This window comes from Klebsiella sp. 141198, assembly GCF_050600785.1.
Lineage (GTDB): Bacteria > Pseudomonadota > Gammaproteobacteria > Enterobacterales > Enterobacteriaceae > Klebsiella > Klebsiella aerogenes.
In genome coordinates this window covers 1,041,546-1,066,355 of record NZ_JAQIRM010000001.1, presented here as the reverse complement: position 1 = coordinate 1,066,355, position 24,810 = coordinate 1,041,546, and the positions used below count along the sequence as shown (strand labels likewise).

Genomic DNA, 24,810 nt, shown 5'->3' with positions numbered 1-24,810 from the left:
CGCGTTGCGTATTATTTTACTTCAACCACATTCAGACGCAGTTCATCTAACTGAGCGTCTTCTTCTTCCGGCTGCCAGCCCGCAGGCTGCAGCGGAATCTCTTCGCGGTCAAAGGCCAGATCGCCGCCGTCAACTACCGCAGAACCGTGTGTGATGGATTTAAAATCAAACAGATTGACGTCGCTCAGGTGCGACGGCACCACGTTCTGCATTGCGCTAAACATGGTTTCGATACGGCCAGGATAGCGTTTATCCCAATCGCGCAGCATATCGGCGATCACCTGACGCTGCAGGTTAGGCTGGGAGCCGCACAGATTACAAGGAATAATCGGGAAGCCTTTGGCCTGCGAGAAGCGTTCGATATCTTTTTCGCGACAGTAGGCCAGCGGGCGGATAACGATATGTTTGCCGTCATCGCTCATCAGTTTCGGCGGCATACCTTTCATTTTGCCGCCGTAGAACATGTTGAGGAACAGCGTCTGCAGAATATCGTCGCGGTGGTGGCCGAGCGCGATTTTGGTTGCGCCCAGTTCGGTCGCCGTACGGTAGAGAATGCCGCGACGCAGACGAGAACACAGTGAGCAAGTGGTTTTGCCTTCCGGGATTTTCTCTTTAACGATGCCGTAAGTGTTCTCTTCGACGATCTTGTACTCAACGCCCAGCTGTTCCAGATAGGCCGGCAGAATGTGTTCCGGGAAGCCCGGCTGTTTTTGATCGAGGTTAACGGCCACCAGCGAGAAAGAAATAGGCGCGCTTTTCTGCAGACTGCGCAGAATTTCCAGCATGGTATAGCTGTCTTTGCCGCCGGAAAGACAGACCATAATGCGGTCGCCATCTTCAATCATGTTGAAGTCGGCGATCGCCTCACCGACATTGCGGCGCAGACGTTTCTGCAGTTTGTCGATATTGTATTTTTCTTTCTTTGTAACTTGCTGATTATCTTGCATTATTAACGTTCTCTGAAACTAAAAGGGGCATATAGAGGGCAAAATGATTTAAAGCCCAAGCCGGGATTTCAGCATTGAAACCTGGTCGCCGTTCATCTCTTCAATCCATGTACTGTAAACTTCGTACACCATCTGCGTGTTTTCATGCCCCATCTGATTGGCTATAAAAGACGGGTTAGCGCCAGCCGACAGGAGCCAGCAAGCGAAAGTATGCCGCGTATGGTACGGATTCTTGCGGCGAATACCAGCGCGTTTTACTGCAGACTGACAACGGCTTCCTGGACTGTTGTTTGAGTAGTACGGTTTTTGCTCGCCATTATGAACTGCCCGCAATTAAGCGGGCTCGCGTGGAATCAGGCGACTTTCTTATCAGCTTTGCTGGCGATAAATTTGGAGACGGGAACAATGCGGCTAAATTCTTCCTGCGCGCGGGTGTCATTTTCAACCTCCCACAAATCCACCGCCGCCTGAAGGTTAAGCCAGAAATCAACGGTGGTATCGAAGGCTTTAGACAAGCGAAATGCCATATCAGTAGTGAGTTTGCGGTTGTTGTTAACTAATGCACTTACACTATTACGATGCACATGTATCATTTCCGCAAGTTGGTTGATTTTCAAATCTAGCGGCTCCAGGTATTCATACAGCAGGATGTCACCTACGGTAGTTGGTTTTCTGGTTGCCTGTTTCATAGTATTCCCTTGAGGTTTTTGAGTTTCAAAAGGAGCCAGCTGCAACTGGCATCCTTATTTAGTACTTGTGAGGATCCAGGTAAAGGTCTTCCGCTTTACCATCCACCCACTTAAATATTAAGCGGTACTGCTGGTTAATTCTGATTGACGAATAACCTTCCAATTTGCCGTTTAGCTCTTCATATCTATTGCCAGGTGGCGATCGTAAATCCAGATAGGTAGTGGCAGCATTGATGATATCGAGCTTGCGGGCTAGCGTGGTATGTATGTCTGGAGGAACTTTTTTATGTGGCGCCGAGTGTAAAAAAAATTCTTCCAACCATACATCACGGAAGCTACCTATGTGATTCTGCATTCCATTTAAGCCTCCCTGATCCTTTATGTGGATATTGTAATGCACTCACGCACAGTGCGCAAGTGCGTTTTAATCTTCTTCAGATTACAGGTTGAAAAGCAGATCACTTATTGTGAGGGTGCGTTTGCTGGTGGGGTTGTAGGTATTCCTGCAAAAGAACCATGCACCTCCGACATACTGAATATGTCACTCGAGAGGTAGAATGCGTAAAGCCCGCCGGGAGGCGGGCTTGCGATTACCTGACGACCAGCACCGAGCACTCGGCATGGCGCACCACCGCCGCGGCGTTAGAGCCGAGCAGATAAGTGGTGATGTCCGGGCGATGCGAAGCGATAATGACCAGGTCGGCGGGCAGCGATTTAGCCAGCGCCAGAATCTTATCTTTTGGCGAGCCCTCGGCAACATGGAAATGCATTCTGTCTTCCGGAATGGCGAAGCCTTTTGCCAGCTCACGCAACTGTGCTTCCGATTCGGCTCGCAGTTCATCCATAGCCGGTAGTTCAGCGGTATAGGCCATACCCAGAGAGGCGTAGTAGGGTAGCGAAGGGATAACGGTGAGGAAATGCACCTGCGCGTCATCGACGCGTGCTTCGGATTCAACGTGGCGGATCACACGTTGAGTAAATTCTTTATCAGAAATATCGATGGGTACCAGAATCATTCTACTCATAAAACCTCCTGTTTTAATAACCACCAAAACAGTATGCCATCAGGATTGAGGTTCTACTACAGCGTGAATCACAAATTGGTACGACAACTGGCAATTTATTGTTGGTTTAAGTGAAGCGCCCGCCGTGAACGGCGGGCGCAAGCATTAGAACTGATATACCAGACCCAGTGCTACGATATTGTCGGTAGAAATACCGTTGTCTTTATAGAAGTCGTCATTGCCGTCGAGCAGGTTGATTTTGTAATCAACGTAGGTAGACATATTACGGTTGAAGTAATAGGTCGCGCCGACATCCATATATTTAACCAGATCTTGATCGGCATACTGACCTTTGTAAACAAGATCTTTACCTTTGGATTGCAGGTAGGAAATTGCCGGACGCAGGCCGAAATCGAACTGATACTGTGCGGTTACTTCAAAGTTCTGCGTTTTATTAGCAATGGTGCCGTTCTGATTGCCGTACGGCGTCATGTTACGGGTTTCTGAATACATGGTCGCCAGATAGATGTTGTTCGCATCATATTTCACGCCTGCGGTCCAGGCATCGGCTTTATCGCCGCCCGCGGTAGACTGATGGGTCTGTTCGTTGGTGCGGTCAGAAGAACTGTAGGCCGCGCCGAGGCTGACGCCCATACCTAAATCATAGGTAGAGGAGATACCGAAACCGTCGCCGTTGGAGTTTTTCACGCTGCGGCCATCGCCGTTAGCGGTTCCTTCCTGGCTGGCGGAAGAATTAAATTCATGGCTGGCTTGGTTTTCGTTTTTACCCTGATACTGGAGCGCGAAGTTCAGGCCGTTAACCAGGCCGAAGAAATCGCTATTACGGTAAGTTGCGACACCGTTGGCGCGGCCGGTCATAAAGTTGTCGGACTGGGTATAAGAGTCGCCGCCGAACTCTGGCAGCATATCGGTCCAGGCTTCTACGTCGTACAGGACGCCGTAGTTACGGCCATAGTCGAATGAACCGTAGTCACCCGCTTTGATCCCGGCGAACGCCAGACGAGTCCACGCCTGATCGCCAGAGCTTTCGGTGTTGTTAGCCTGAACGTTGTATTCCCACTGACCATAGCCGGTGAGCATATCGTTAATTTGCGTTTCACCTTTAAAGCCGAAGCGCAGGTAGGTCTGATCGCCGTCTTTACTGGAGTCGCTGGAGAAATAATGTAAACCGTCTACCTTGCCGTAGAGATCTAATTTGTTGCCATCTTTATTATAAATTTCTGCCGCGTGAGCAGCGCCGGCAGCCAATAATGCCGGGATAACCAATGCCAGTACTTTTCTTTTCATTTGGATATTCCTTTAACTTTTTTTGTTTTAACTTCCTGGGTGGAAGTACGGCCATGCTAAAGGAGCGCATTCTGATATGATAAGTATCAATTGTTACAATATAAGTAAATTCTAAAGCAAATAAATATACAGTAATGATAATTTCCAGCGTGAATGTTTGATCTTGATATATATAAAATAAAAATTATACAATATAGGTTGAATATCGTATTCTGCCTGCGTTATATGCCTTTATTGTCATTGAGAATTTATATTATTGCCGTCTCATTCATATTGAATGATTAATTTGTCGGAAAATGACAAGCCCGAATAGATTTACTATTCGGGCTTTTTTTATAGCGCCAGATTTCCGTCAGCCGGTTTAGCTTTCGGTTGTCGGTTTCTCCGCTTTACCTGCCAACTGGGCCAGGAAGTCATAGCGTTTTTGTAGATCGGCGGCCGCGTCTTTCCACAACTGCTCGGCCACTTCCGGCTGCTGGGCGTTAAGGCGGCGGAAGCGTTGCTCGTTAAGCAGCGTCTCAGCCAGCGCGTCTGATGGCGGGCGTGAGTCCAGCGCCAACGGCAGCTTGCCTTCATCGGCGCGGCGCGGGTCGAAGCGATACAGCGGCCAGAAGCCGGTGGCCGTTAGCTGACGCATCTGGTCGTGGCTTAGCGCCAGGTCGTAACCGTGCTCCTCGCACGGGCTATAGGCGATAATCAACGAAGGGCCCGGATAGGCTTCCGCTTCCTGAATGGCTTTCACCGTTTGGTTAAGCTGTGCGCCGAGCGAAATCTGCGCCACATAGACATGACCGTACATCATCATGCTCACGCCGAGATCTTTGCGTGCCTTACGTTTGCCGTGCTCGCCAAATTTGGTGACCGCGCCGAGCGGCGTCGCCTTCGATGCCTGCCCGCCGGTGTTGGAGTAACACTGGGTATCGAGTACCAGGATATTGACGTTTTCCGTCAGGCTCAGCACGTGGTCAAGGCCGCCAAAGCCAATATCATAAGCCCAGCCATCACCGCCGATAAGCCAGACCGACTTCTCGACTAACGCATCCGCATCGGTGAGCAGTTCTTCGGCCCCGGCGACGCCCGTCAGCGCCTGACGCAGCTCGGCTACCTGTTCGCGGCGCGCTTCCGGCGTCGCTTGCGCATGTAGCGCGGTATTTAGTTCAGCCGGGAGTTTATCGGCAAATTCGCTCAACAACCGCATCACACGCTGGCGGTGTTGGTCGACGGTTAAGCGGAAGCCCAGGCCGAATTCAGCGTTATCTTCAAACAACGAGTTGGCCCACGCCGGACCACGACCGTTAGCATCAGTGGTATAAGGCGTTGAGGGGAGGTTGCCGCCGTAAATGGACGAACAACCGGTGGCGTTGGCAATCAACATCCGATCGCCATACAGCTGGGTCAACAGTTTGATATACGGCGTTTCGCCGCAGCCCGAGCAGGCGCCGGAGTATTCAAACAGCGGACTAATCAGCTGCGAGGTACGAATATCAATGCGCTCAAGTTTCGTGCGATCGATTTCCGGCAGGTTGAGGAAGTAATCGTAATTGACTTTCTCTTCTTCAACGTGCTCAAGGCGCGACATCATATTGATGGCCTTGATGTCCGGATTCTGGCGATCTTTCGCCGGACACACTTCAACGCACAGGTTGCAGCCGGTGCAATCTTCCGGCGCGACCTGCAGAACGTATTTCTGCCCGCGCATATCGCGGGATTTCACATCCAGCGAGTGCAGGCTGGATGGCGCGTTTTCCATTTCTTGCGGAGCGACCACTTTGGCGCGGATCGCCGAATGCGGACAGGCGGCGACGCAGTGGTTGCACTGGGTACACAGCTCTTCCTTCCAGATTGGGATCTCTTCGGCAATGTTGCGTTTTTCCCAACGGGTGGTGCCCATGGGCCAGGTACCATCTGGCGGCAGCGCGGAGACCGGCAGCGCATCGCCAAGACCGGCAAGCATCGCTGCGGTGACGGTTTTGACAAAGTCCGGCGCGGCATCGGAGACCACTGGCGGGCGGTTGGGGCTACTGGCGTTAACCGGCTGCAGCGGCACTTCCGCCAGCGATTCGCGGGCCAGCGCCAGCGCCTGCCAGTTGCGTTCCACCAGCTCCTGGCCTTTGCTACTGTAGCTTTTAGCAATCGCGCCCTGTAGCTCGGCCAGCGCGCTGTCGCCCGGCAGGATTTGGGTTAAATGGAAAAAAGCCATCTGCATAACGGTGTTGATGCGCGCGCCAAGGCTGCACTCGCGGGCGATTTTCGCCGCGTTGACCACATAAAAACGTGCTTGCTTTTGATTCAGCGCGGCCTGTACTTCCTGTGGCAGGCGCGACCATACCTCATCAGCGCTGTAGGGCGTATTGAGCAAGAAAATGCCGCCGGGCTTCAACCGTTCGACCATCTGATATTTGTCGATAAATTGCAGCTGGTGGCAGCCGACGAAATCGGCCTGCGAGATAAGGTACGACGAACGGATCGGTTTTTCACTGACGCGTAGATGCGAGACGGTCAGGCCGCCGGCCTTCTTCGAGTCATAGACAAAATAGCCCTGTGAGAACCACGGCGTGGAATTGCCAATAATCTTGATATTGTTTTTGGTCGCTGAGACGCTACCGTCGCTGCCGAGGCCGTAAAACAGCGCTTCCAGCTTCGCTTCCGCCGGTAGCGTATTTTCCGCCAGCGGCAGCGAAAGGTTCGTCACATCATCGTAAATGCCAACGGTAAAGCGGGGTTTTGGCTGTGCGGCCTGTAATTCATTAAAGATAGCCAGCACGCATTCCGGGCCAAACTCTTTGGAGGAGAGGCCATAGCGGCCGCCAATAGTACGCGGTAGCGTTTCGCGCTCGCCGCGGTTGAAGGCTTCCGCCAGCGCGGTCATCACGTCGAGGTACAGCGGTTCGGCAAGCGCGCCGGGTTCTTTGGTGCGATCCAGTACGGCAACCGCGCGGGCGCTCTCCGGCAAGGCCTGCAGTAGATGCGCGGCGGAGAACGGCCGATAGAGGCGAACTTTCAGCACGCCGACTTTTTCCCCACGGCTCAGCAGTTCATCAACAACCTCTTCACAGGTACCGATAGCGGACCCCATGATGACAATAACCCGTTCCGCCTGCGGGTGGCCGTAAAATTCGAACGGTTTGTACTGACGACCGGTTGCGGCGGCGAAATCATTCATCGCCGTTTCTACGTGCTCATATACCGCGTCGTACCAAGGGTTGGTTGCTTCACGGGACTGGAAATAAGTGTCCGGGTTGGCTGATGTACCGCGAATGACCGGATGCTCTGGATTAAGGGCGCGTTGGCGATGCTCGGCGATTTTATCCTGCGGCAGCAGGGAGCGAATGGTGTCATCCGCCAGCGGCGCGATTTTGTTGATTTCGTGCGAGGTGCGGAAACCATCGAAGAAATGAATAAACGGCACCCGGCTTTGCAGCGTGGCGATATGGGAAATCAGCGCGAAGTCCTGCGCTTCCTGGACGCTGCTGGCGCACAGCATCGCGCAGCCGGTCTGGCGCACGGCCATCACGTCGGAATGATCGCCGAAAATTGATAGTGCGTGAGTGGCGACGGTACGGGCGGCGACGTGCAGGACAAAGGGCATCAACTGGCCGGCCAGCTTGTATAGCGTTGGGATCATCAGCAGCAGGCCCTGCGATGACGTAAAGGAAGTGGAAAGGGCGCCGGTCTGCAGCGCGCCGTGCACGGCGCCGATAGCCCCGGCTTCCGACTGCATTTCGACCACGCGGGGGACGTCGCCCCAGACGTTTTTCAGCCCATCGCCAGACCAGGCGTCAGCCTGCTCCGCCATCGTTGAACTGGGCGTAATCGGGTAGATGGCGATAACTTCACTCGTGCGAAACGCGACTGAAGCGACCGCGCCATTACCGTCAATCGTAATCATAAGAAGACACCCTTACATTGCGCAAAAAGAAGGGACTCGTGAAACGGCGACGAGTCCTGTTGTTATTTCCATATTTTAGCAAACGCCCGCCGCGACCATTTTCGCATTTGTGTCCTTGGGAATGTCCTTATCTATGTTTGGATCAATTTTTTGGCGGAAAAACAGAAAAGTGGCTGGCCAGAGGGCTCAAAAGGTAGTGACGGATACCGGCGATGCACCACTTAAATAAAGCAAAATATATTTTTAAATTTAATAGCTTTTAGCCAACCGGCAATCGCATGCTATTTATTTGCTGCGGTGAATTCCCCTCTGCGGCGGAGCGTTCAGTTCAGTCTCCTGTTGGCGAAAATTAGCACGCGAATTAGTTCGAACTGGCTAATTCACCGGGAGGCACCCGGCACCGCAACCACCATCCGCAAACTATGCTGCCCGGTCGCTGCAAGCGTGATTTTTTCGTCGGGAAAATATTTCGGGCTGGGATAAAAGCCGCGCGGAGGCTGCGCTTTGCCTGACGAGATCAAGCTTTAAGCGGAAAATTTGCTAGAAAATGTTAATGAGGCGCATAAATACGTATTTCGCCTCTCGACGGCAGGCGCTGCGCTGCCTATTATTCTTGAGTTTGTTTATTCTAAGATGTTTCTGAAAGGGGGAGAGAATGCGAGCTGCGTTTTTAGTGGGGTGCGCTGCGTTATTACTGTCGGCTTGTAGCAACGAGCCGGTGCAACAAGCCACTGCGGCACACGTACCGCCCGGCATGCGCGCGGCGATGAGCGACAGCGGCCAGGCGAATTGCGCGATGGTTGGCGGTTCATTATCCGTTGCCCGCCAGCTTGATGGCAGCGCTATTGGTATGTGCGCGCTACCGAATGGTAAACGCTGCAGCGAGCAGGCATTAGCGGGCGGAAGCTGCGGAAACTACTAGTACGCAAGGCGTATCGCTACATTAAATCGGCGAGTTTATACACCAGCGATTGGTCGGCGGTCGCCAGCGTGAGCTGATTCTCCGTCAGATCGACCTGCGCGCCATCGCGCAGCATTTTGCTGAGGGTATTATCCAGCGCGTTCCGCTGTGGATCCGCGCACAACTTACGCGTCATCGCCAGCTGTTCAACTTTTAGCTCGCCGTCTGACAGTTTGCCCTGGCCGCTGAAGCCGTTGCACATCGTGCCTGACACATACATTTTTTCGCCGAAGCTAATTTCCGGCGGCGGCGTCTGGCTTGCCGGTAGCGCCTGGCCGTTAACGCTGGTCAGCACAAAACGATGATGTTGTAGTTGTTCGGCGTTGGTAGAAACTTTGCTGTTGTACACGCAGCCCGATAGCAGCATGCCCGCCGCCAGCAGTGCAGCAAACTTATTCATTCGTACTCCAAAACATTTGTCATATCAATAAAACGAAAAACAGTGTAACTGTAATGCAGGCAGGATCTGTGGGGATTGTCTGAATGTGCCCCCCGCTAGCGGGGAGCACAAAAGGGGAAAGATACTTAGACCAGCGCGTTCGGGCAGGTTTCGCCTTTAGCAACCTGTTGCAGATTACCCAACGTTGTTTCGGAAATACCGATCAGCGCTTCAGCGGTCAGGAACGCCTGGTGACCGGTAAACAACACGTTGTGGCAGGCGGAGAGCCGGCGGAACACGTCATCCTGGATGACATCATTCGATTTATCTTCAAAGAACAGATCGCGTTCATTTTCATACACGTCCATTCCCAGCGCGCCGATTTTCTGATGTTTCAGCGCGTCGATAGCCGCTTGCGAATCGATAAGCGCGCCGCGGCTGGTATTAATGACCATCACGCCGTCTTTCATCTGATCGAATGCCGCCTGATTGAGCAGGTGATAGTTTTCGTTGGTAAGCGGGCAGTGCAGAGAGATGACGTCGGACTGCGCGTACAGCGTCGGCAGGTCGACATATTCAACGCCGAGATCCAGCGCCGCCGCGCTCGGATAGGGATCAAACGCCAGCAGGCGCATACCGAAACCTTTGAGGATCCGCAGCGTTGCGACGCCAATTTTGCCGGTGCCGATCACCCCTGCGGTTTTACCGTACATGGTGAAGCCGGTCAGCCCTTCCAGCGAGAAGTTGGCATCGCGGGTACGTTGATAGGCGCGGTGGATGCGACGGTTTAACGACATCATCATACCGATGGCGTGTTCAGCAACGGCTTCCGGCGAGTAGGCCGGAACGCGCACGACGCGCAGGCCCAGCTCTTTAGCCGCGTCAAGATCGACGTTGTTAAACCCGGCGCAGCGCAGCGCGATGTATTTCACGCCGTGGGCTTTCAGCTCTTCCAGCACCGGGCGGCTGCCGTCGTCGTTAACGAAGATACATACCGCTTCACAACCGTTGGCCGTTTTCGCGGTCTTTTCGGTCAGCAGGAAGTCAAAAAATTCCAGTTCAAAGCCGTATGCGTCGTTAACATGCTGCAGATACTTTTTATCGTACTGCTTGGTACTATAAACAGCGATTTTCATAAGGCTTTCCTCTAGTGATAATACCGTCACGGTAGCATAATTAAAATAATCTTACAAATATTAAAAATTAGTTTAATCATCAGGTTATGATATTAATTCTAGAGCATATCGCAGTCTTAAGAAATCTCTTTAAAAGACAATACGTTTCACCAAAAACTGAGGCTGAATGCCCCCGGCGCCAGCAGGATAAATGGCCAGAGTAAACCCGATGCCACATTGGCAATCTGGAAACGCCATAGCGATGTACCGCTGGCGCCGGTGACCAGCGGTAACGTTGCGCGCAGCGGCGACAGAAAGCGGCCAAAGAATACTGCCCAACCGCCGTGACGGCGCAGGAATAGCTGGCTGCGCAGTACTCGCTCGGCACTGAGCCAGCGCAGACGCGGCAGATGATGCTGATAGCGACGGCCAATTTGCCATGAGAGCCAGAATCCGCCGATTGCGCCCAGGCTGGCGCTTAGCCACATTAGCAGGAAATGACCGATGCTGGTTGACGCCAGCGCCCCGAGCACCAGCAAACCGGAGGTGCCGGGGATCACAAAAGAGATGAGGGCGCAGGATTTACTGAACGTCAGTAGAAAAACAATCAGTAATACCAATGAATAGTGGCTCTGCGCGCGTTCGATCAGCGAGATAATGAGCTCCACGAAATAACGGCTCCTTATTACCTGTTTTTCCAAGTGTCGCAGGCACAATTTAAACGAAGACTAAATAGTTATTCAGCAGAAATGAGTGCGACTATCCTTAATCAGGACGTTAACTTTCACTCGCGGGTCGAACGTGCCACAATAGGCGCCTATCGGCTTATACTTAGAATCAGGATTTGACTGCCCATGAAGGGTAAATATAAAGCCGCTCTTGCGCTGTTATTAGCAGTTATTTTGCTGCCGCTGGCCCTGTTGGCCACATTAACGCATTGGGTTCCGACGCTGGCGGGTATCTGGCTGCCGGTCGGGACGCGTATCTCGCTTGGTGAAAGTCCGCGCCTGACGCGCTCCTCGCTGGTCATCCCCGATCTACGCTACCTGGTGGGCGATTGCGAAATTGCTCGCGTCAGCAACGCGCGCCTTACCCGTCCCAGCCGCTGGCGGCTACACCTGAGTGAACTGGATATCAATAGCGCCTGCCTGGCTAAGATCCCCGCCAGCGAGCCGCTCTCCGGCGCGCCGCGAACCCTCGCCGAGTGGCAATCGATGCTGCCGTATAGCTGGTTAACTATCGACAATCTGCGCCTGTCGCCGTGGGAAAAATGGCAAGGGAAACTGGTGATGTCGTTGACGCCTGGGCAGCAGGATATCGGCTATTCCGGCAAAGAGGTTACGCTACAGGCGAAACTGCGCGGCCAGACCTTAACGGTCAGCAATTTCAGCGCGCGGCTGGTGGAAGATCAGGCGCCGGTTAAGCTGGTCGGTGAATTCGAAATGCCGCTGGTGCCGGATGGCCTACCGGTCGATGGCCATCTGGTCAGCACCTTCGAATTCCCGCAAACGCCGGGTCTGGTGGATGCGGAACTGGAATGGCAGAAAAACCGCGGTCAGCTGCTGGTCACGCCGCGCGGCGAGGTTGAACCGATGCTCGACCTGCCGTGGGAGATAACCCCTGAACGTATCACCATCAGCGATGGGCGTTGGAACGCGGTGTATGCCGGCTATCCGCTTAGCGGGCGGGTTGCGCTATCGGTTGGCGACTGGCAGAAAGGCACCGAAGAGATGGAAATCAGCGGCCGGCTCAACGTGTTAACGCACGGCGAAGCGGGTAAGGGGAACGCCGTGTTGAATATCGGCCCAGGTAAGCTGAGTATGGACCACAGCGACATGCCGCTTAGCCTGACCGGCGAAGCCAAGCTCGACGATATGATTTTTTACGCCGTGCTGCCCGCTAAACTGAGCGGCCCGCTGATGACGCCAGAGCTGGCTTTTCATCCCGGAGCGCTGCTGCGCTCGCGCGGGCGGGTGATCGACTCGCTGAATATCGATGAGATCCGCCTGCCGTTGGCGGGGGTGAAAGTGACTCAGCAGGGAGTGGATGGCCGCCTGCAGGCGATACTGCGCGCCCATGAACAGGAAATGGGCGATTTTACCCTGCATCTGGATGGGCAGGCCGACAACTTTATGCCCGACCGCGGTCGCTGGTCGTGGCGTTATTGGGGCGATGGTCACTTTACGCCGATGCAGGCGCGCTGGGATGTGAAAGGCGCCGGTGAGTGGCGGGACAGCGCCATTATCCTTAACAGCCTGTCGACCGGGTTCGATAAGCTACAGTACGGCACCATGCTGGTCAGCACGCCGCGCCTGACTCTCGATAAACCCATTCACTGGCTGCGTAATGAGCAGCATCCGAAATTTAGCGGCGCGTTGTCGCTGGATGCCGGTAAAACCACCTTTAGCGGCGGCAGCGTGTTGCCGCCGTCAACGCTCAAATTTAATATTGATGGCCGCGATCCGACCTGGTTTCTGTTCAACGGCTCATTACACGCGGAGAAAATCGGCCCGATTCGTCTGACCGGGCGCTGGGACGGCGAACGCCTGCGTGGCCAGGCATGGTGGCCGAAACAGGCGCTAAGCGTATTCCAGCCGCTGATCCCGCCGGACTGGAAAATGACCCTGCGTGAAGGTGATATGTATGCGCAGGTAGCATTTTCCGCGGCCGCCGGGCAGGGCTTTGAGGCCGGTGGGCACGGGGTCTTAAAAGGCGGTAGCGCCTGGATGCCGGACAACCAGATCAACGGCGTCGACTTTGTTCTGCCGTTCCGCTTCAGCGGCGGGAGCTGGCAGCTCGGTACCCGCCGCCCGGTTTCGCTGCGCATTGGCGAAATCGTCAACCAGTTTACCGCCAAAAACCTGAGCGCCGATCTCCAGGGAACATGGCCCTGGAGCGAGCAGGATCCGCTGGAGTTGAGCAACGTCAATGTTGATATCCTTGGCGGCAAGCTGACCATGCAGCAGCTAAGGATGCCGCAGCACCAGCCGGCGCTGCTGCGTCTGCAGAATATATCCAGTAGTGAATTAATCAGCGCCATCAAGGTAAAACAATTTGCGGTCTCTGGCGCGTTTAACGGCGCGTTACCGCTATGGCTGAACAATGAGAAATGGATCATTAAAGACGGCTGGTTTAGCAACCCCGGCCCGATGACCATGCGTCTGGATAAAGACACCGCCGATGCGCTGGTGGCCGATAATGTCTCCGCGGGCGCGGCGATTAACTGGCTGCGCTATATGGAGGTCTCGAAATCCTGGACGCGTATCAACCTTGATAATCTTGGCAAGCTGACGATGAGCGCGGCGATTAGCGGCACCAGTCGAGTGGACGGAAAAAGCAGCACCGTGCATTTAAACTATACCCATGAAGAGAATATTTTCGATCTGTGGCGCAGTTTGCGCTTCGGCGATAATTTGCAGGCATGGCTTGAGCAGAATGCGAAACTGCCCGCCCCGCGCTGTACGGATACATGTAAGGAACCAAAATGATAAAACTGTTCGCCGCGGCGCTGGCGACCCTGCTGCTGGCAGGCTGTACGCCGCGTATTGAAATCGCCGCGTCCAAGGAGCCGATCACCATCAATATGAATGTCAAAATTGAGCATGAGATTCATATTAAGGTGGATAAGGATGTCGAAAATTTGCTGAAGTCGCGTAGCGATCTGTTCTGAGGCGATGATGAGAAAACGACTGCTGACTGCCACCCTGGCGTTAATGCTGTTGAGTAGCCCGGCGCTGGCGCTGACCTTGAATGAGGCGCGGGCGCAGGGGCGAGTAGGAGAAACGCTGAACGGCTATCTGGCGCCGCTGAAACAGGATGCGCAGACGTTGGCGTTAGTTAAACAGATTAATGCCGCGCGCAGCGAAAGTTATCAGCAACTGGCGGATGACAATAACCTGCCGGTGGATGAAGTAGCGAAAATGGCCGGGCAGAAGCTGGTCGCCCGGGCGCAGCCGGGGGAATATGTGCAGGGTATTAACGGCAAATGGCTGCGCAAATAGTTAACGATAGCGCTTGCGGTATTCGCCGGGCGACACGCCGAAGCGCTGCTTAAACGCCGTTGAAAAATGGCTATGGTCGCTAAATCCCCAACTGTAGCCAATTCCCGCCAGTTTCTCTTCATCGTGCGCGTTTTGTAACGCCCGGGCGCACAGGTCAAGACGCCGGTTTTTAATATACTGCGCGACCACCAGACCCTTATCGGCAAACAGGCGGTACAGGCTTCGTACCGACATGCCGGTTTCCCCGGCCAACCACTCCGGACGCAGCTGTTCCGACTGTATCGACTCATCAATCAACGCCATGATTTTTTGAAATTGCTTGTCGCGGCGCGTCGGCGGCGCTTCATGCTGCTGTAGCATCGGTCGCAGCAGACAGACGATGGCCTCCAGCGCCGCTTCGCCTTCACTTTCTGAGAGCGCCGGGCTGCGCATGCTTTCTTGCAGCAGCCGCTGGCTAAGTTGGACCATCGGCAGCGTTTTATTCAGCCGGGTGGCGATGCTGATGTCGCTGCCGTGCAGCTGGCTTTCCACGAGCTGGCGAGGCAGCAGCAGCGAAGCCTGTTTTGACGTGTGTTGCCAGAAGATAGAGCAGGGACGAGAAGCATCAATGAGCGTGATATCGCCGGCCTCGAGCACCACCTGGCGCTCGTCCTGCTCGATTGCCGCCTGGCCGTCGAGCTGAAAAACGGTATAGAACCAGGCGTCGTTGTCGCGTTTGATTTCATTACGGGTGCGGTAAAGATTGACGCCGCGGGCGGTGACGGTACTGACTTTGAGACTACCGGTATAGCTTGCATCAATCTCGCCATGGAATTCGTCGCCCAGCGGACGAGCGGCAAAATGGCCGCACACTTGATTAATCTTTGCTAACCAACGCTGATAGTCCTGCCCGCTTTCTACCGTCGCCATCGTCTGCACCCTGTAAAAATAATGTTTCTGTATTGTTGCATTTACGCCGTGAGTGGCAAGAGCGCAGCGCGGAGTATATGAAAGAACTATTACCTACGGCACATTTCGCCGCCTGCCAGGGTGCTTAATTGCGGGACCTGTCACAGCGGCAAAAATGATTGTCACAGAGAAAAAAGCGCAAATGGCTGACCCGTCCTAGACTGTGTGCACTATCCGCGAACAATAAGGAAGTCGCATGTCCACATCACAGGTCGCGCTGCTCGCCAGCGTACAGCAATTTCTCGACAGACAGCATGGCTTATATATTGATGGCAACCAGCAGGCGGCGCAGAGCGAAAAACGCTTAACCGTCTGGGACCCGGCCACCGGCCAGGCGATTGCCACTACGGCAGATGCTAATGCCGCCGACGTTGACCGCGCGGTGATGTCCGCCTGGCGCGCTTTTGTCGCCCGTAGCTGGGCCGGACGAACGCCGGCCGAGCGCGAACGGATCCTGTTGCGCTTCGCCGATCTGGTGGAACAACATGGTGAAGAGCTGGCGCAGCTCGAAACCCTTGAGCAGGGCAAGTCGATCAATATCTCGCGCGCGTTTGAAGTCGGGTGCACCCTCAACTGGATGCGCTATACCGCCGGACTGACCACTAAAATCAGCGGCCGTACGCTGGACGTTTCCATTCCGTTCCCGGAAGGCGCGCGCTATCAGGCGTGGACCCGTAAAGAGCCGGTTGGGGTGGTGGCGGGGATTGTTCCGTGGAACTTCCCCCTGATGATCGGCATGTGGAAGGTGATGCCGGCGCTGGCCTCCGGTTGTTCCATTGTGATTAAACCCTCCGAGACGACGCCGTTAACGTTGCTACGGGTAGCGGAGCTGGCAACGGAGGCCGGGATCCCGGACGGCGTCTTTAACGTCGTCACCGGTAGCGGCGCCGAGTGCGGGGCGGCCTTAACGACCCATCCGCAGGTGGCGAAAGTGAGCTTCACCGGTTCGACCGCCACCGGCAAACAGATTGCCCGCGCGGCGGCCGATCGCCTGACCCGCGTAACCCTTGAACTTGGCGGCAAAAACCCCGCCATCGTGCTGAAAGATGCCGATCCGCAGTGGGTGATTGAAGGGTTAATGACCGGAAGTTTCCTCAATCAGGGGCAGGTATGCGCCGCCAGTTCGCGGATCTATATCGAAGCGCCGCTGTTTGATAACCTGGTCGCTGGCTTTGAGCAGGCGGTTAAGTCGCTGCAGGTGGGGCCGGGAATGGTTGAAACGACGCAGATTAACCCGGTGGTGTCGCAGGCGCACTGCGCCAAAGTGGCCGCTTATCTGGATGAAGCGCGTCAACAAAACGCCGAGCTGATTAGCGGTAACGTTGGGCCGAATGGTAACGGTTTTTATATTGCGCCGACGCTGGTGATTAATCCGGATGCCGGGCTGCGCCTGAATCGCGAAGAGGTGTTTGGCCCGGTGGTGAACCTGGTGCGCGTCGCCGATGGCGAAGAGGCGCTACGCTTAGCCAACGACAGCGATTTCGGTCTTACCGCCAGCGTCTGGACCCGCGACCTGACTCAGGCGCTGAACTATACCGATCGCCTGCAGGCCGGTACGGTATGGGTTAACAGCCATACGCTGATTGATGCCAACCTGCCGTTCGGCGGAATGAAGCAGTCAGGTACCGGGCGCGATTTTGGCCCGGACTGGCTGGACGACTGGTGCGAAACCAAATCGGTGTGCGTGCGCTACTGATTTTTTGTCGGATGGCGCTGCCGCTTACCGGGGCTACAGCGCTGTGCGATTTGGTAGCCCGGAGAAGGTGCAATGCGCCTCTTCCCCCTGAGCGCTGATTTGCTATGATCGGCGCTCTTTTTTCTGATGTTGCCCCGCTATGTGGAATGATGCGCTTTGCTATCAGCAGTACGGCGCGCCGGAAACGGTGCTCGCGCTGCATCACCTGCCGTTACCGCCGCTGGCGCCCGGACTTGTTCGGGTACAAATGCGCTATGCCCCGGTCAACCCTTCCGATCTGATCCCCATTACCGGCGCTTACCGCCATCGTACGACGCTGCCATCGGTGGCGGGCTATGAAGGCGTTGGGGTGGTGATTGAAGACTCGACGAATGGGCGTCCACGACTGGGGCAGCGGGTCCTACCGCTACGCGGCGCCGGAACCTGGCAGCGTTATCTCGATATTGATCCGCGCTGGCTGGTGCCGGTCGCTGAAGACATCGATGACATCGTGGCCGCGCGCGGCTATATCAATCCGCTGACCGCGATGCTGATGCTCACGCGCTGGCAGGTAGCGGGAAAGCATGTGCTTTTGACCGCTGCTTCATCGTCCTGCGCCAGTTTGCTGGGACAGTGGGCGCTCGCCATGGGCGCGCGTTCGGTCAGCGGTATTATTCGCTCGCCGCAGCACATCCCGCGCTTGCAGCAATATGGCGTCTATCCGCTACTCGAAGGCGACAGGGCGCTGATTGAACAAGTCAGTCAGTACAGCGATCTGCTGTTTGACGCGGTGGGTGGTGAGCTGGCGAATTTTCTGCTGGCGGTACTGCCGGTGTCGTCAACGCTGGTCTCTTATGGCTTGTTATCCGGTAAACCGCTCATCCAGACGCGAGGCAGCGCATCGGTACGCAAATTTCATCTGCGGGAGGCCTTACCGACACTCAGCGTTGATGCGTGGCAGGCGGCGTTTGCCGGGATCTGGCGACAGCTGCCGACCACGGCGCAGCCCGCGGCGCAGGTGATAAAGCTGTGCGACTGGCGTGAGGCGATTGCCGCCGCAGGCCAGCCGGGAAGAGGCGGTAAAATCCTGCTCGATTTCACCGCGGGTTAAGATTACTTTTTCTTCTCGCCAAGGGTTGGGGTTTCGTCAAAGAAGTTCCACGGCTTGAGCAACGCATGCGCCCATTCGGTCGGCATGATCGGCCACTCTTCGGCGCGCGCGACGTGAGTGGTGCCGGTGGTAATCCACACGACGTCGTCGTGGTTTGTCAGCGACTCATCATCCTTCGCGTACTGCCCTAAGCCGGTATCCTGGGCGGAACGGTTGGGATATTTCCCTTCCGGATAACGCTCTGTCGGGTGGTAACGCGTCACCCACAGCTGTTTATCCATAAAGCTCAGACGATGATATATCCACTCGTCCGGGGCGAACTTGGCGCCAGTCGCCGCCGGGTGCGTGCCGCCGGCATAAGGGATAATCTGGTAAGAGACCGGGTTACCCATGCGGTTCTCTTTGCTGGTGTTGCTCAGCAGGCGGATGGTGCCAGGGTCGAATTTCTGCGCCGCTTTCTGCTCGCTATCGATTGTGTACTGATTCACCTGCATGGTGCTGGTGCGCGGGCCGCCGGCGGTGTTTGGCTTCACTTCAGGATCCATCGCCACCAGGGTGTTGTTCTCGCCGTCCACATCGAGGTCGAGGCGGAAGTTATAGATGTGCTGGTGAGTGGTGCCGACAATATTATGGTCGATCAGCGTCCCGTAGCGGGTATCCTCTTTGGCGCTGGGGTCGTGCATGGTCTTCGCCATCACGCCTTTCACCGCTTCAATGCCGGTGGCGCCGGCATCGATACCGATGGTGCCGTTGTCATGGAACACCCAGTCAAAGATATAATCATAGTTCCCGACGGTACTAATCCAGCGCACCACCAGTTCCCGGCGTTCGGTGCTGACGTTAGGTTTGCCCATTTCCAGATGCTTATATTCCGGCCCGGCATAGCGTTCGAATATGGCGACCGCGCCTGGAATAGTGGTCGGTTTGCCGGTGTAATCGGCGATAGTTTCGTCCAGCAGTACCGCATTTGACGGCGCATCTTTACCGCGAACAATCGGCGATGTTAGGGTGCCCATGCCGTAATCGCCGGAGTCCAGATAGGCTTTGAAATACCAGCCGACGTCAGGGTCGCCGTAGGGGACGATCATCCCGCCGAGGGAACCTTCATACATTACCTGGCGTTTTGTGCCGTTATCGTTGTAAGTCACCGTCGAGAGAATGGGCCCGACGCGCGAGTTCAGGCGCAGATGAAAATCCCAGTTCCGCCAGTGAATGGTATCGCCGGTGATCGTGTAGTTTTTGCCTTCCGGTTCGGTAATATCCAGCGGTTTCACCGCCGGGGCGTTGCGGTCGCGACCATCATAAGGACGGGGTTCCATTGGGACCGGGATCACCGGGCCTTCTTCAATTTTGATGATTTTCTTCGCTTCAAGGTCGACCACCGCCACCAGGTTTTCAATCGGGTGCGCCCAGTAGTTGCCGTCGCCGGTATCGAGATAACTGACGACCTTCAGCAGACGTGCATCCTGCTGCAGGCCATCTTTGCCATCAAAGTAGCCGACGGTGAGCGGGGTGGTGACCACTTTACTGGGATCGGTAATACCGTGCTTTTTCAGCACCTCAGCGAATTCGCTGCTGGCATTGATGATGTTCTGCACGCTGACGAAGTCATCGAGCAGCACCATCCCGTGGGCGCCTTTAATCGGCGTCCATGAGAGGATTTTTTTGTTCTGCAGATCGACGACGGCTTCAATGACATGTTTGCCATCGAGCATCACCACATCGGCGGTGCGCGGGGCATCAACGGGCGTTCCCTGCAGGGCAAAGGCCCATACCGCCGCTTTATCCGGCTCGTGCAGCGAAATCTCAGTGAAGCGGGTATTTGGCTGAAACTCCGGCGCGGCTTTAACAATGGTCACTGCGTCACTGATTTCCGCCGCCGAGAGCGAGTTTAACGGGTGAGGGCGCTTTTCGACCTGGAAGGTCTGATCGAGACCGGACTGGAACACATCGTTGATAAAGGTATCGGAGACCCAGGCTTTACCCTCCTTCATTACCACCGGCACCTGTAGATCAAGGGGTTTACCGTTGACGATCGCCGTTTTGGCGCCGGGCTTTACTTTGACGTAAGCGCCATCTTTTATCAGGGTAAACATTTGCGCATAGTCATCCCACTGCACATCGGCGCCGAATTCCTGCAGCGTTTTATCCAACGGCACCATGTGCGCTTCGCTACCGTGAGCGAAGACCGGTGATTGCCAGGCGCAAACCACCGCGACGGCCAGCGCCAGCGCGGTTTTACGGGGGGAAAACATCAATCCGTTTGCCATTGTGACCTCATCTTATTGTTGTGTTGGTGTTGCCGCTGCGAATGTCGGCTTTGTTACGCTTACCCTAGCAGTCTGCCGCCCGCGAACGTTTGTTTGCTTTTGCCAGCTTGTTTGTCAGTTTTGCCAGACGGACGTAAAAAATGCCTCCGTAGAGGCATTAAGCGCGTGGTACCTGCGTGTTGACTACGCCGGGAAGTCTCCCTGCTGGCGCGCCACCAGGGTAAGAATGGAATACAGCGCCACCGCCTGCTGATGCTGGTTGAAAATCTCGACTGCCCATTCCACCACGCCGGTGGCTTTTTCATCGGCGCTGCGCTGACGTTTAACCGTTTTCCGCTTACAGGTCAGACGAACCTGAATGGTGTCTCCCGGTTTGACCGGCTCAATAAAGCGCAGGTTTTCCATGCCGTAGTTGGCGATAACCGGCCCGACGCCGGCATCGACGAACAGCCCTGCCGCAGCGGAGATCAGGAAATAACCGTGGACCACCCGCTCGCCGAAAATCGACTCAGCGGCGGCGATTTTGTCCATGTGCGCGTAGAAATGATCGCCGCTCAGGCAGGCGAAATTAACGATATCCGCTTCGGTCAGCGTTCGGCGCGGGGTTAATAAGCTATCGCCAGGCTGGATCTCTTCGAAGTATTTACGGAACGGGTGAATGCGGTCTTCATTCACCTGAGCGCCGCGCACCCACTGCTGGCTTATGGTCGCCAGCATCGTTGGGCTGCCCTGAATCGCGGTACGCTGCATATAGTGTTTCACCGAACGCAGTCCGCCGAGCTCTTCTCCGCCGCCAGCACGGCCGGGGCCGCCGTGTACCAGCTGCGGCAGCGGCGAACCGTGACCGGTGGACTCCGCGGAGGATGCTTCGTTCAGAATCTGAATACGGCCATGCGCGCGCGCGGCGCCAAGGATAAACTCGCGCGCCAGCTCGCCGCTGGCGGTGACCAGCGTACCAGCCAGGCTACCGCCACCGGCGCGTGCCAGCGTGAGCGCATGCTGGCGGTCGCGATACGACATCAGCGTCGCCACCGGGCCAAAGGCTTCAATGGCGTGAACCGCTGGCGTTTCATCCGGCTGCGGGCAGTACAGCAGGGTCGGCGGGAAGAACGCGCCATCAGCATTAAGATCTGCCTGTCCGCCGAGCAGCGCTTCACAGCCGGCGGCAATCAGTTTATTGACGTTATCCTGCACATCCTGACGCTGTTCGCGATTAACCAGGGCCCCCATCTTAATGCCCTCCTGAGCAGGGTCACCGACGGTTACTTTATGCAGGCGGGAGATCAGTGCATCGCTAACCGCATTAATCTGAGCCAGTGGCACGATGATTCTGCGGATAGCGGTACATTTTTGCCCGGCTTTCGCCGTCATCTCGCGGACCACTTCCCGAATAAACAGCGCAAATTCCGGTTGCTCCGGCGTGACGTCTTCACCTAATACGCAGCAGTTGAGCGAATCTGCTTCCATGGTAAAGGGAATAGATTTGGCCACCAGGTTAGGGTGAGTCCGTAGCTGCTGGCCGGTGGCGGCTGAGCCGGTAAAGGTCACTACGTCCTGGCTATCGAGATGGTCGAGAAGATCGCCCGCGCCGCCGCAAATAAGGCTGATGGCGCCTTCCGGCACCAGGCCGCTGTCGACAATCGCTTTCACCATTGCCTGGGTGAGCTGGGCGGTAGCGGTGGCCGGTTTAATGATAGCAGGCATGCCGGCAAGCCAGGTCGGCGCCAGTTTTTCCAGCATTCCCCAGCAGGGAAAGTTGAAGGCGTTGATATGTACGGCGACGCCCGATTTCGAGGTCAGCACGTGACGTGCGGCAAAACCGCCTTGTTTGGAGAGCGGGATCAGCTCGTCTTCCGGCCACAGAATATCGTCCGGCAGTTCGCGGCTACCGAGCCCGGCATAAGTGAACAAAGTACCGATACCGCCTTCAATATCCACCCAACTGTCGGCGCGAGTGGCGCCGGTTTGCGCGGAGATGGCGTAGAACTCGTCTTTCTGCTCCAGCAACCGTTTTGCTACCGCTTTCAGCATCGCGCTGCGTTCAATAAAGGTCATCGCCTGCAGGGCTTTGCCACCGCGTTCAATCGCGAAGCGGCGCGCCTGCGCCATATCCAGGCCTTCACTGGTCACCTCCCAAAGCGCCGCGCCGGTGATGGCGTGATGGATAGTACGGGCGCGGCCCCGGCCGGTCTGCCAGGCGCCGGATAAGTAACTGGCTAACTGCTGCATCGCAAATCTCCAAATGTGTTACGTGTGTTATCTATAAATAGTTCTTTTATGAATCATAAAAATCAAGTCCAAATTTAATAATTTATTAACATTGTGATCGATGGTTAATCAGGGATTGTGTTTATGTTTCTGATTTATTTGCTGTTTACAAAAGGTTTTGCGGTTGTTATCACAAAAAGAACAAACAAAATTTGTGGTTTTATTTAACCAATATGTAACCTTCAATAAACAAAGTGATTCACATAAAAGTTTTTGTTGTGAATATCGGAATCATAAAGGTGATGACGTGACAGAAGAACAACGCTTTGACCAGCGCATCGCGCAGGAAACGGCCATCGAACCGCGGGACTGGATGCCGGATGCCTATCGTAAGACCTTGATTCGTCAGATAGGTCAGCACGCGCACTCGGAAATTGTCGGCATGCTGCCGGAAGGCAACTGGATCACCCGCGCGCCGACGCTGCGCCGCAAAGCGATCCTGCTGGCTAAGGTACAGGATGAGGCCGGACACGGGCTGTATCTCTATAGCGCCGCGGAAACGCTGGGCTGCGCCCGGGAAGACCTGTATCAGAAAATGCTCGACGGGCAGATGAAATATTCCTCTATTTTTAACTACCCGACCCTCAGCTGGGCCGATATCGGCGTGATCGGCTGGCTGGTCGATGGCGCGGCCATCGTCAACCAGGTGGCGCTGTGCCGGACCTCCTACGGCCCCTATGCCCGGGCGATGGTCAAAATCTGCAAAGAAGAGAGCTTTCACCAGCGCCAGGGATTTGAAGCCTGCATGGCGCTGGCGCAGGGTAATGACGCGCAGCGGCAGATGCTGCAGGACGCCATTAACCGCTTCTGGTGGCCGGCGCTGATGATGTTTGGCCCTAACGATGACAACTCGCCGAACAGCGCCCGCAGCATGGCGTGGAAAATCAAACTGCACTCCAACGACGAGCTACGTCAGCGCTTCGTCGATAACACCGTGCCGCAGGTAGAGATCCTCGGTATGACCGTACCGGACCCGGATCTGCAGTTTGATGAAGCCAGCGGCCACTACCGCTTCGGCGAAATCGACTGGCAGGAATTTAACGAGGTGATTAGCGGCCGTGGCATTTGCAACCACGAGCGGCTGGCCGCCAAGCGTAAGGCCTGGGAAGAGGGCGAATGGGTGCGCGAAGCCGCGCTGGCCCATGCGCAAAAACAGCAGGCCCGCAGCGCGGCATGAGGAGAGACAACATGAGCAAAGTTTACTGGCCGTTATATGAAGTGTTCGTTCGCAGCAAACAGGGGTTATCCCATCGTCACGTCGGCAGTCTGCACGCTGCCGATGATCAAATGGCGTTGGAGAATGCCCGCGATGCCTACACCCGCCGCAGCGAAGGCTGCTCAATTTGGGTAGTGAAGGCCAGCGAAATCGTTGCTTCGCAGCCGGAAGAACGCGGCGAATTCTTCGACCCGGCGGAAAGCAAAGTCTACCGTCATCCGACTTTCTATACCGTGCCGGACGGCATGGAACATATGTGAGGCGGCGATGAATAACCCTAACCCCGTAGCCACCTACGCCCTGCGCCTTGGCGACAATGGTCTGGTTCTGGCCCAGCGTTTAGGCGCCTGGTGCGGCCATGCGCCCGAGCTCGAGATCGATCTTGCGCTGGCCAATATCGGCCTCGACCTGCTCGGACAGGCGCGCAATTTTTTAAGCTATGCCGCCGAGCTTAACGGCTGCGGCGACGAAGATACGCTGGCCTTTGGCCGCGATGAGCGCCAGTTCAGCAACCTGCTGCTGGTGGAGCAGCCAAACGGCAATTTTGCCGACACTATCGCCCGCCAGTTCTTTATCGACGTCTGGCACGTCGCCCTGTTCAGCCGCCTGGTGAACAGCCGCGATACGCAGCTGGCGGCCATTGCCGCTAAAGGGCTGAAAGAGGTGCGTTACCACCAGCGTTTTAGCCGCGGCTGGCTGGAGCGACTGGGTAACGGCACCGAGATATCAAACCGCAAAATGCAGCAGGCGGTCGACAATCTGTGGCGCTTCACCGGCGAACTGTTCCTGGCTGATGAAGTGGAGCTCAGCCTGGTTGAGCAGGGCATTGCGGTTGATCCGCGTGAACTGCAGGCCGAATGGCAGAGCATTGTGCAAACCGCGCTGCTTGACTCTGGGCTACAGATCCCGCAGGAAGCGGCCTTCCGCAGCGGCGGCAAACAGGGGCTGCACAGTGAACATCTCGGCCCGCTGCTGGCGGAGATGCAGTATCTGCAGCGTTCGCATCCCGGACTGCAGTGGTAAGTGAGG

21 protein-coding genes and 1 pseudogene are annotated in these 24,810 nt (G+C 55.7%); 9 read left to right on the top strand and 13 right to left on the bottom strand.

The window, feature by feature from the left end; genetic code table 11:
* Positions 1–11: 11 nt before the first annotated feature.
* The 7 genes and pseudogenes from ttcA to nifJ form a co-directional block, all read right to left on the bottom strand.
* Complete coding sequence (gene ttcA / locus PGR10_RS05135; protein WP_032711785.1) at positions 12–947, bottom strand: tRNA 2-thiocytidine(32) synthetase TtcA; 936 nt, start codon at positions 945–947, stop codon at positions 12–14.
* 48 nt (positions 948–995) lie between these two features.
* Positions 996–1,271, bottom strand: a pseudogene (locus PGR10_RS05130) (tyrosine-type recombinase/integrase); the annotation flags it as partial.
* Positions 1,272–1,300: 29 nt separating this feature from the next.
* The gene (locus tag PGR10_RS05125) at positions 1,301–1,636 is read right to left on the bottom strand and encodes a HigA family addiction module antitoxin (RefSeq protein WP_113373209.1); all 336 of its coding nucleotides are present in this window, start codon (positions 1,634–1,636) and stop codon (positions 1,301–1,303) included.
* A gap of 58 nt (positions 1,637–1,694) precedes the next feature.
* Positions 1,695–1,991 (bottom strand): type II toxin-antitoxin system RelE/ParE family toxin, encoded by a 297-nt coding sequence (locus PGR10_RS05120; protein ID WP_113373210.1) that lies wholly within the window; start codon positions 1,989–1,991, stop codon positions 1,695–1,697.
* 235 nt (positions 1,992–2,226) lie between these two features.
* The gene (gene uspF, locus PGR10_RS05115; protein WP_015366316.1) at positions 2,227–2,661 is read right to left on the bottom strand and encodes a universal stress protein UspF; all 435 of its coding nucleotides are present in this window, start codon (positions 2,659–2,661) and stop codon (positions 2,227–2,229) included.
* 144 nt (positions 2,662–2,805) lie between these two features.
* The gene (gene ompC, locus PGR10_RS05110) at positions 2,806–3,948 is read right to left on the bottom strand and encodes a porin OmpC (protein ID WP_087859449.1); all 1,143 of its coding nucleotides are present in this window, start codon (positions 3,946–3,948) and stop codon (positions 2,806–2,808) included.
* A gap of 361 nt (positions 3,949–4,309) precedes the next feature.
* The gene (nifJ, locus tag PGR10_RS05105; RefSeq protein ID WP_213316214.1) at positions 4,310–7,837 is read right to left on the bottom strand and encodes a pyruvate:ferredoxin (flavodoxin) oxidoreductase; all 3,528 of its coding nucleotides are present in this window, start codon (positions 7,835–7,837) and stop codon (positions 4,310–4,312) included.
* A gap of 655 nt (positions 7,838–8,492) precedes the next feature.
* On the opposite strand from nifJ, the gene PGR10_RS05100 reads away from it, so the two are divergent.
* Positions 8,493–8,759 (top strand): putative hemolysin, encoded by a 267-nt coding sequence (locus PGR10_RS05100; protein ID WP_032711780.1) that lies wholly within the window; start codon positions 8,493–8,495, stop codon positions 8,757–8,759.
* Positions 8,760–8,775: 16 nt separating this feature from the next.
* On the opposite strand, the gene hslJ is transcribed toward PGR10_RS05100, so the two are convergent.
* The 3 genes from hslJ to PGR10_RS05085 all read right to left on the bottom strand — a co-directional run bounded on the left by hslJ (position 8,776) and on the right by PGR10_RS05085 (position 10,960).
* A complete protein-coding gene (hslJ, locus tag PGR10_RS05095; RefSeq protein WP_087859451.1) occupies positions 8,776–9,198 on the bottom strand; it encodes a heat shock protein HslJ in 423 nt (140 codons plus the stop codon).
* Positions 9,199–9,323: 125 nt separating this feature from the next.
* Positions 9,324–10,313, bottom strand: a complete 990-nt coding sequence (locus PGR10_RS05090) for a 2-hydroxyacid dehydrogenase (RefSeq protein WP_015366323.1) — start codon at positions 10,311–10,313, stop codon at positions 9,324–9,326.
* A 146-nt stretch (positions 10,314–10,459) separates the two neighbouring features.
* Positions 10,460–10,960, bottom strand: coding sequence for a DedA family protein (locus PGR10_RS05085; RefSeq protein ID WP_087859452.1), 501 nt, complete (start codon positions 10,958–10,960; stop codon positions 10,460–10,462).
* Between the two features lie 186 nt (positions 10,961–11,146).
* On the opposite strand from PGR10_RS05085, the gene PGR10_RS05080 reads away from it, so the two are divergent.
* Genes PGR10_RS05080 through PGR10_RS05070 form a run of 3 tightly spaced genes read left to right on the top strand, consistent with a single transcriptional unit; the run spans position 11,147 to position 14,293 of the window.
* Positions 11,147–13,780: a YdbH family protein gene (locus tag PGR10_RS05080; protein ID WP_430923063.1), complete on the top strand. Its 2,634-nt coding sequence runs from the start codon at positions 11,147–11,149 to the stop codon at positions 13,778–13,780.
* Positions 13,777–13,962: a YnbE family lipoprotein gene (locus tag PGR10_RS05075; RefSeq protein WP_015366326.1), complete on the top strand. Its 186-nt coding sequence runs from the start codon at positions 13,777–13,779 to the stop codon at positions 13,960–13,962. The genes PGR10_RS05080 and PGR10_RS05075 overlap by 4 nt, the downstream gene beginning before the upstream one ends.
* Positions 13,963–13,969: 7 nt before the next feature.
* On the top strand, positions 13,970–14,293 hold the full coding sequence (locus PGR10_RS05070) for a YdbL family protein (RefSeq protein WP_015366327.1): 324 nt from the start codon (positions 13,970–13,972) through the stop codon (positions 14,291–14,293).
* Here the strand turns inward: PGR10_RS05070 and feaR are convergent, their stop codons facing one another.
* Positions 14,294–15,202, bottom strand: coding sequence for a transcriptional regulator FeaR (feaR, locus tag PGR10_RS05065; RefSeq protein WP_213793920.1), 909 nt, complete (start codon positions 15,200–15,202; stop codon positions 14,294–14,296).
* A gap of 235 nt (positions 15,203–15,437) precedes the next feature.
* Here feaR and PGR10_RS05060 point away from each other — a divergent pair, with 235 nt between their 5' ends.
* Together PGR10_RS05060 and PGR10_RS05055 are read left to right on the top strand one after the other, a co-directional pair.
* Positions 15,438–16,937, top strand: a complete 1,500-nt coding sequence (locus PGR10_RS05060) for an aldehyde dehydrogenase family protein (RefSeq protein WP_430923062.1) — start codon at positions 15,438–15,440, stop codon at positions 16,935–16,937.
* Between the two features lie 139 nt (positions 16,938–17,076).
* Positions 17,077–18,027 carry a zinc-dependent alcohol dehydrogenase family protein gene (locus PGR10_RS05055; protein ID WP_430923060.1) on the top strand — a complete coding sequence of 317 codons (951 nt, stop codon included), beginning with the start codon at positions 17,077–17,079 and terminating at the stop codon, positions 18,025–18,027.
* A 2-nt stretch (positions 18,028–18,029) separates the two neighbouring features.
* Here PGR10_RS05055 and tynA read toward each other — a convergent pair whose 3' ends face one another.
* Together tynA and paaZ are read right to left on the bottom strand one after the other, a co-directional pair.
* The gene (tynA, locus tag PGR10_RS05050) at positions 18,030–20,297 is read right to left on the bottom strand and encodes a primary-amine oxidase (protein ID WP_316424022.1); all 2,268 of its coding nucleotides are present in this window, start codon (positions 20,295–20,297) and stop codon (positions 18,030–18,032) included.
* 183 nt (positions 20,298–20,480) lie between these two features.
* On the bottom strand, positions 20,481–22,526 hold the full coding sequence (gene paaZ, locus PGR10_RS05045; protein ID WP_430923059.1) for a phenylacetic acid degradation bifunctional protein PaaZ: 2,046 nt from the start codon (positions 22,524–22,526) through the stop codon (positions 20,481–20,483).
* Positions 22,527–22,812: 286 nt separating this feature from the next.
* Between paaZ and paaA the strand changes: the two genes are divergently transcribed.
* The 3 genes from paaA to paaC are packed head-to-tail and all read left to right on the top strand — an operon-like array spanning position 22,813 to position 24,804.
* Positions 22,813–23,742 (top strand): 1,2-phenylacetyl-CoA epoxidase subunit PaaA, encoded by a 930-nt coding sequence (gene paaA / locus PGR10_RS05040; protein WP_015366333.1) that lies wholly within the window; start codon positions 22,813–22,815, stop codon positions 23,740–23,742.
* Positions 23,743–23,753: 11 nt separating this feature from the next.
* Positions 23,754–24,041: a 1,2-phenylacetyl-CoA epoxidase subunit PaaB gene (gene paaB, locus PGR10_RS05035; RefSeq protein ID WP_004224492.1), complete on the top strand. Its 288-nt coding sequence runs from the start codon at positions 23,754–23,756 to the stop codon at positions 24,039–24,041.
* A 7-nt stretch (positions 24,042–24,048) separates the two neighbouring features.
* On the top strand, positions 24,049–24,804 hold the full coding sequence (gene paaC / locus PGR10_RS05030) for a 1,2-phenylacetyl-CoA epoxidase subunit PaaC (RefSeq protein ID WP_411324992.1): 756 nt from the start codon (positions 24,049–24,051) through the stop codon (positions 24,802–24,804).
* The last annotated feature ends 6 nt before the right edge of the window (positions 24,805–24,810 follow it).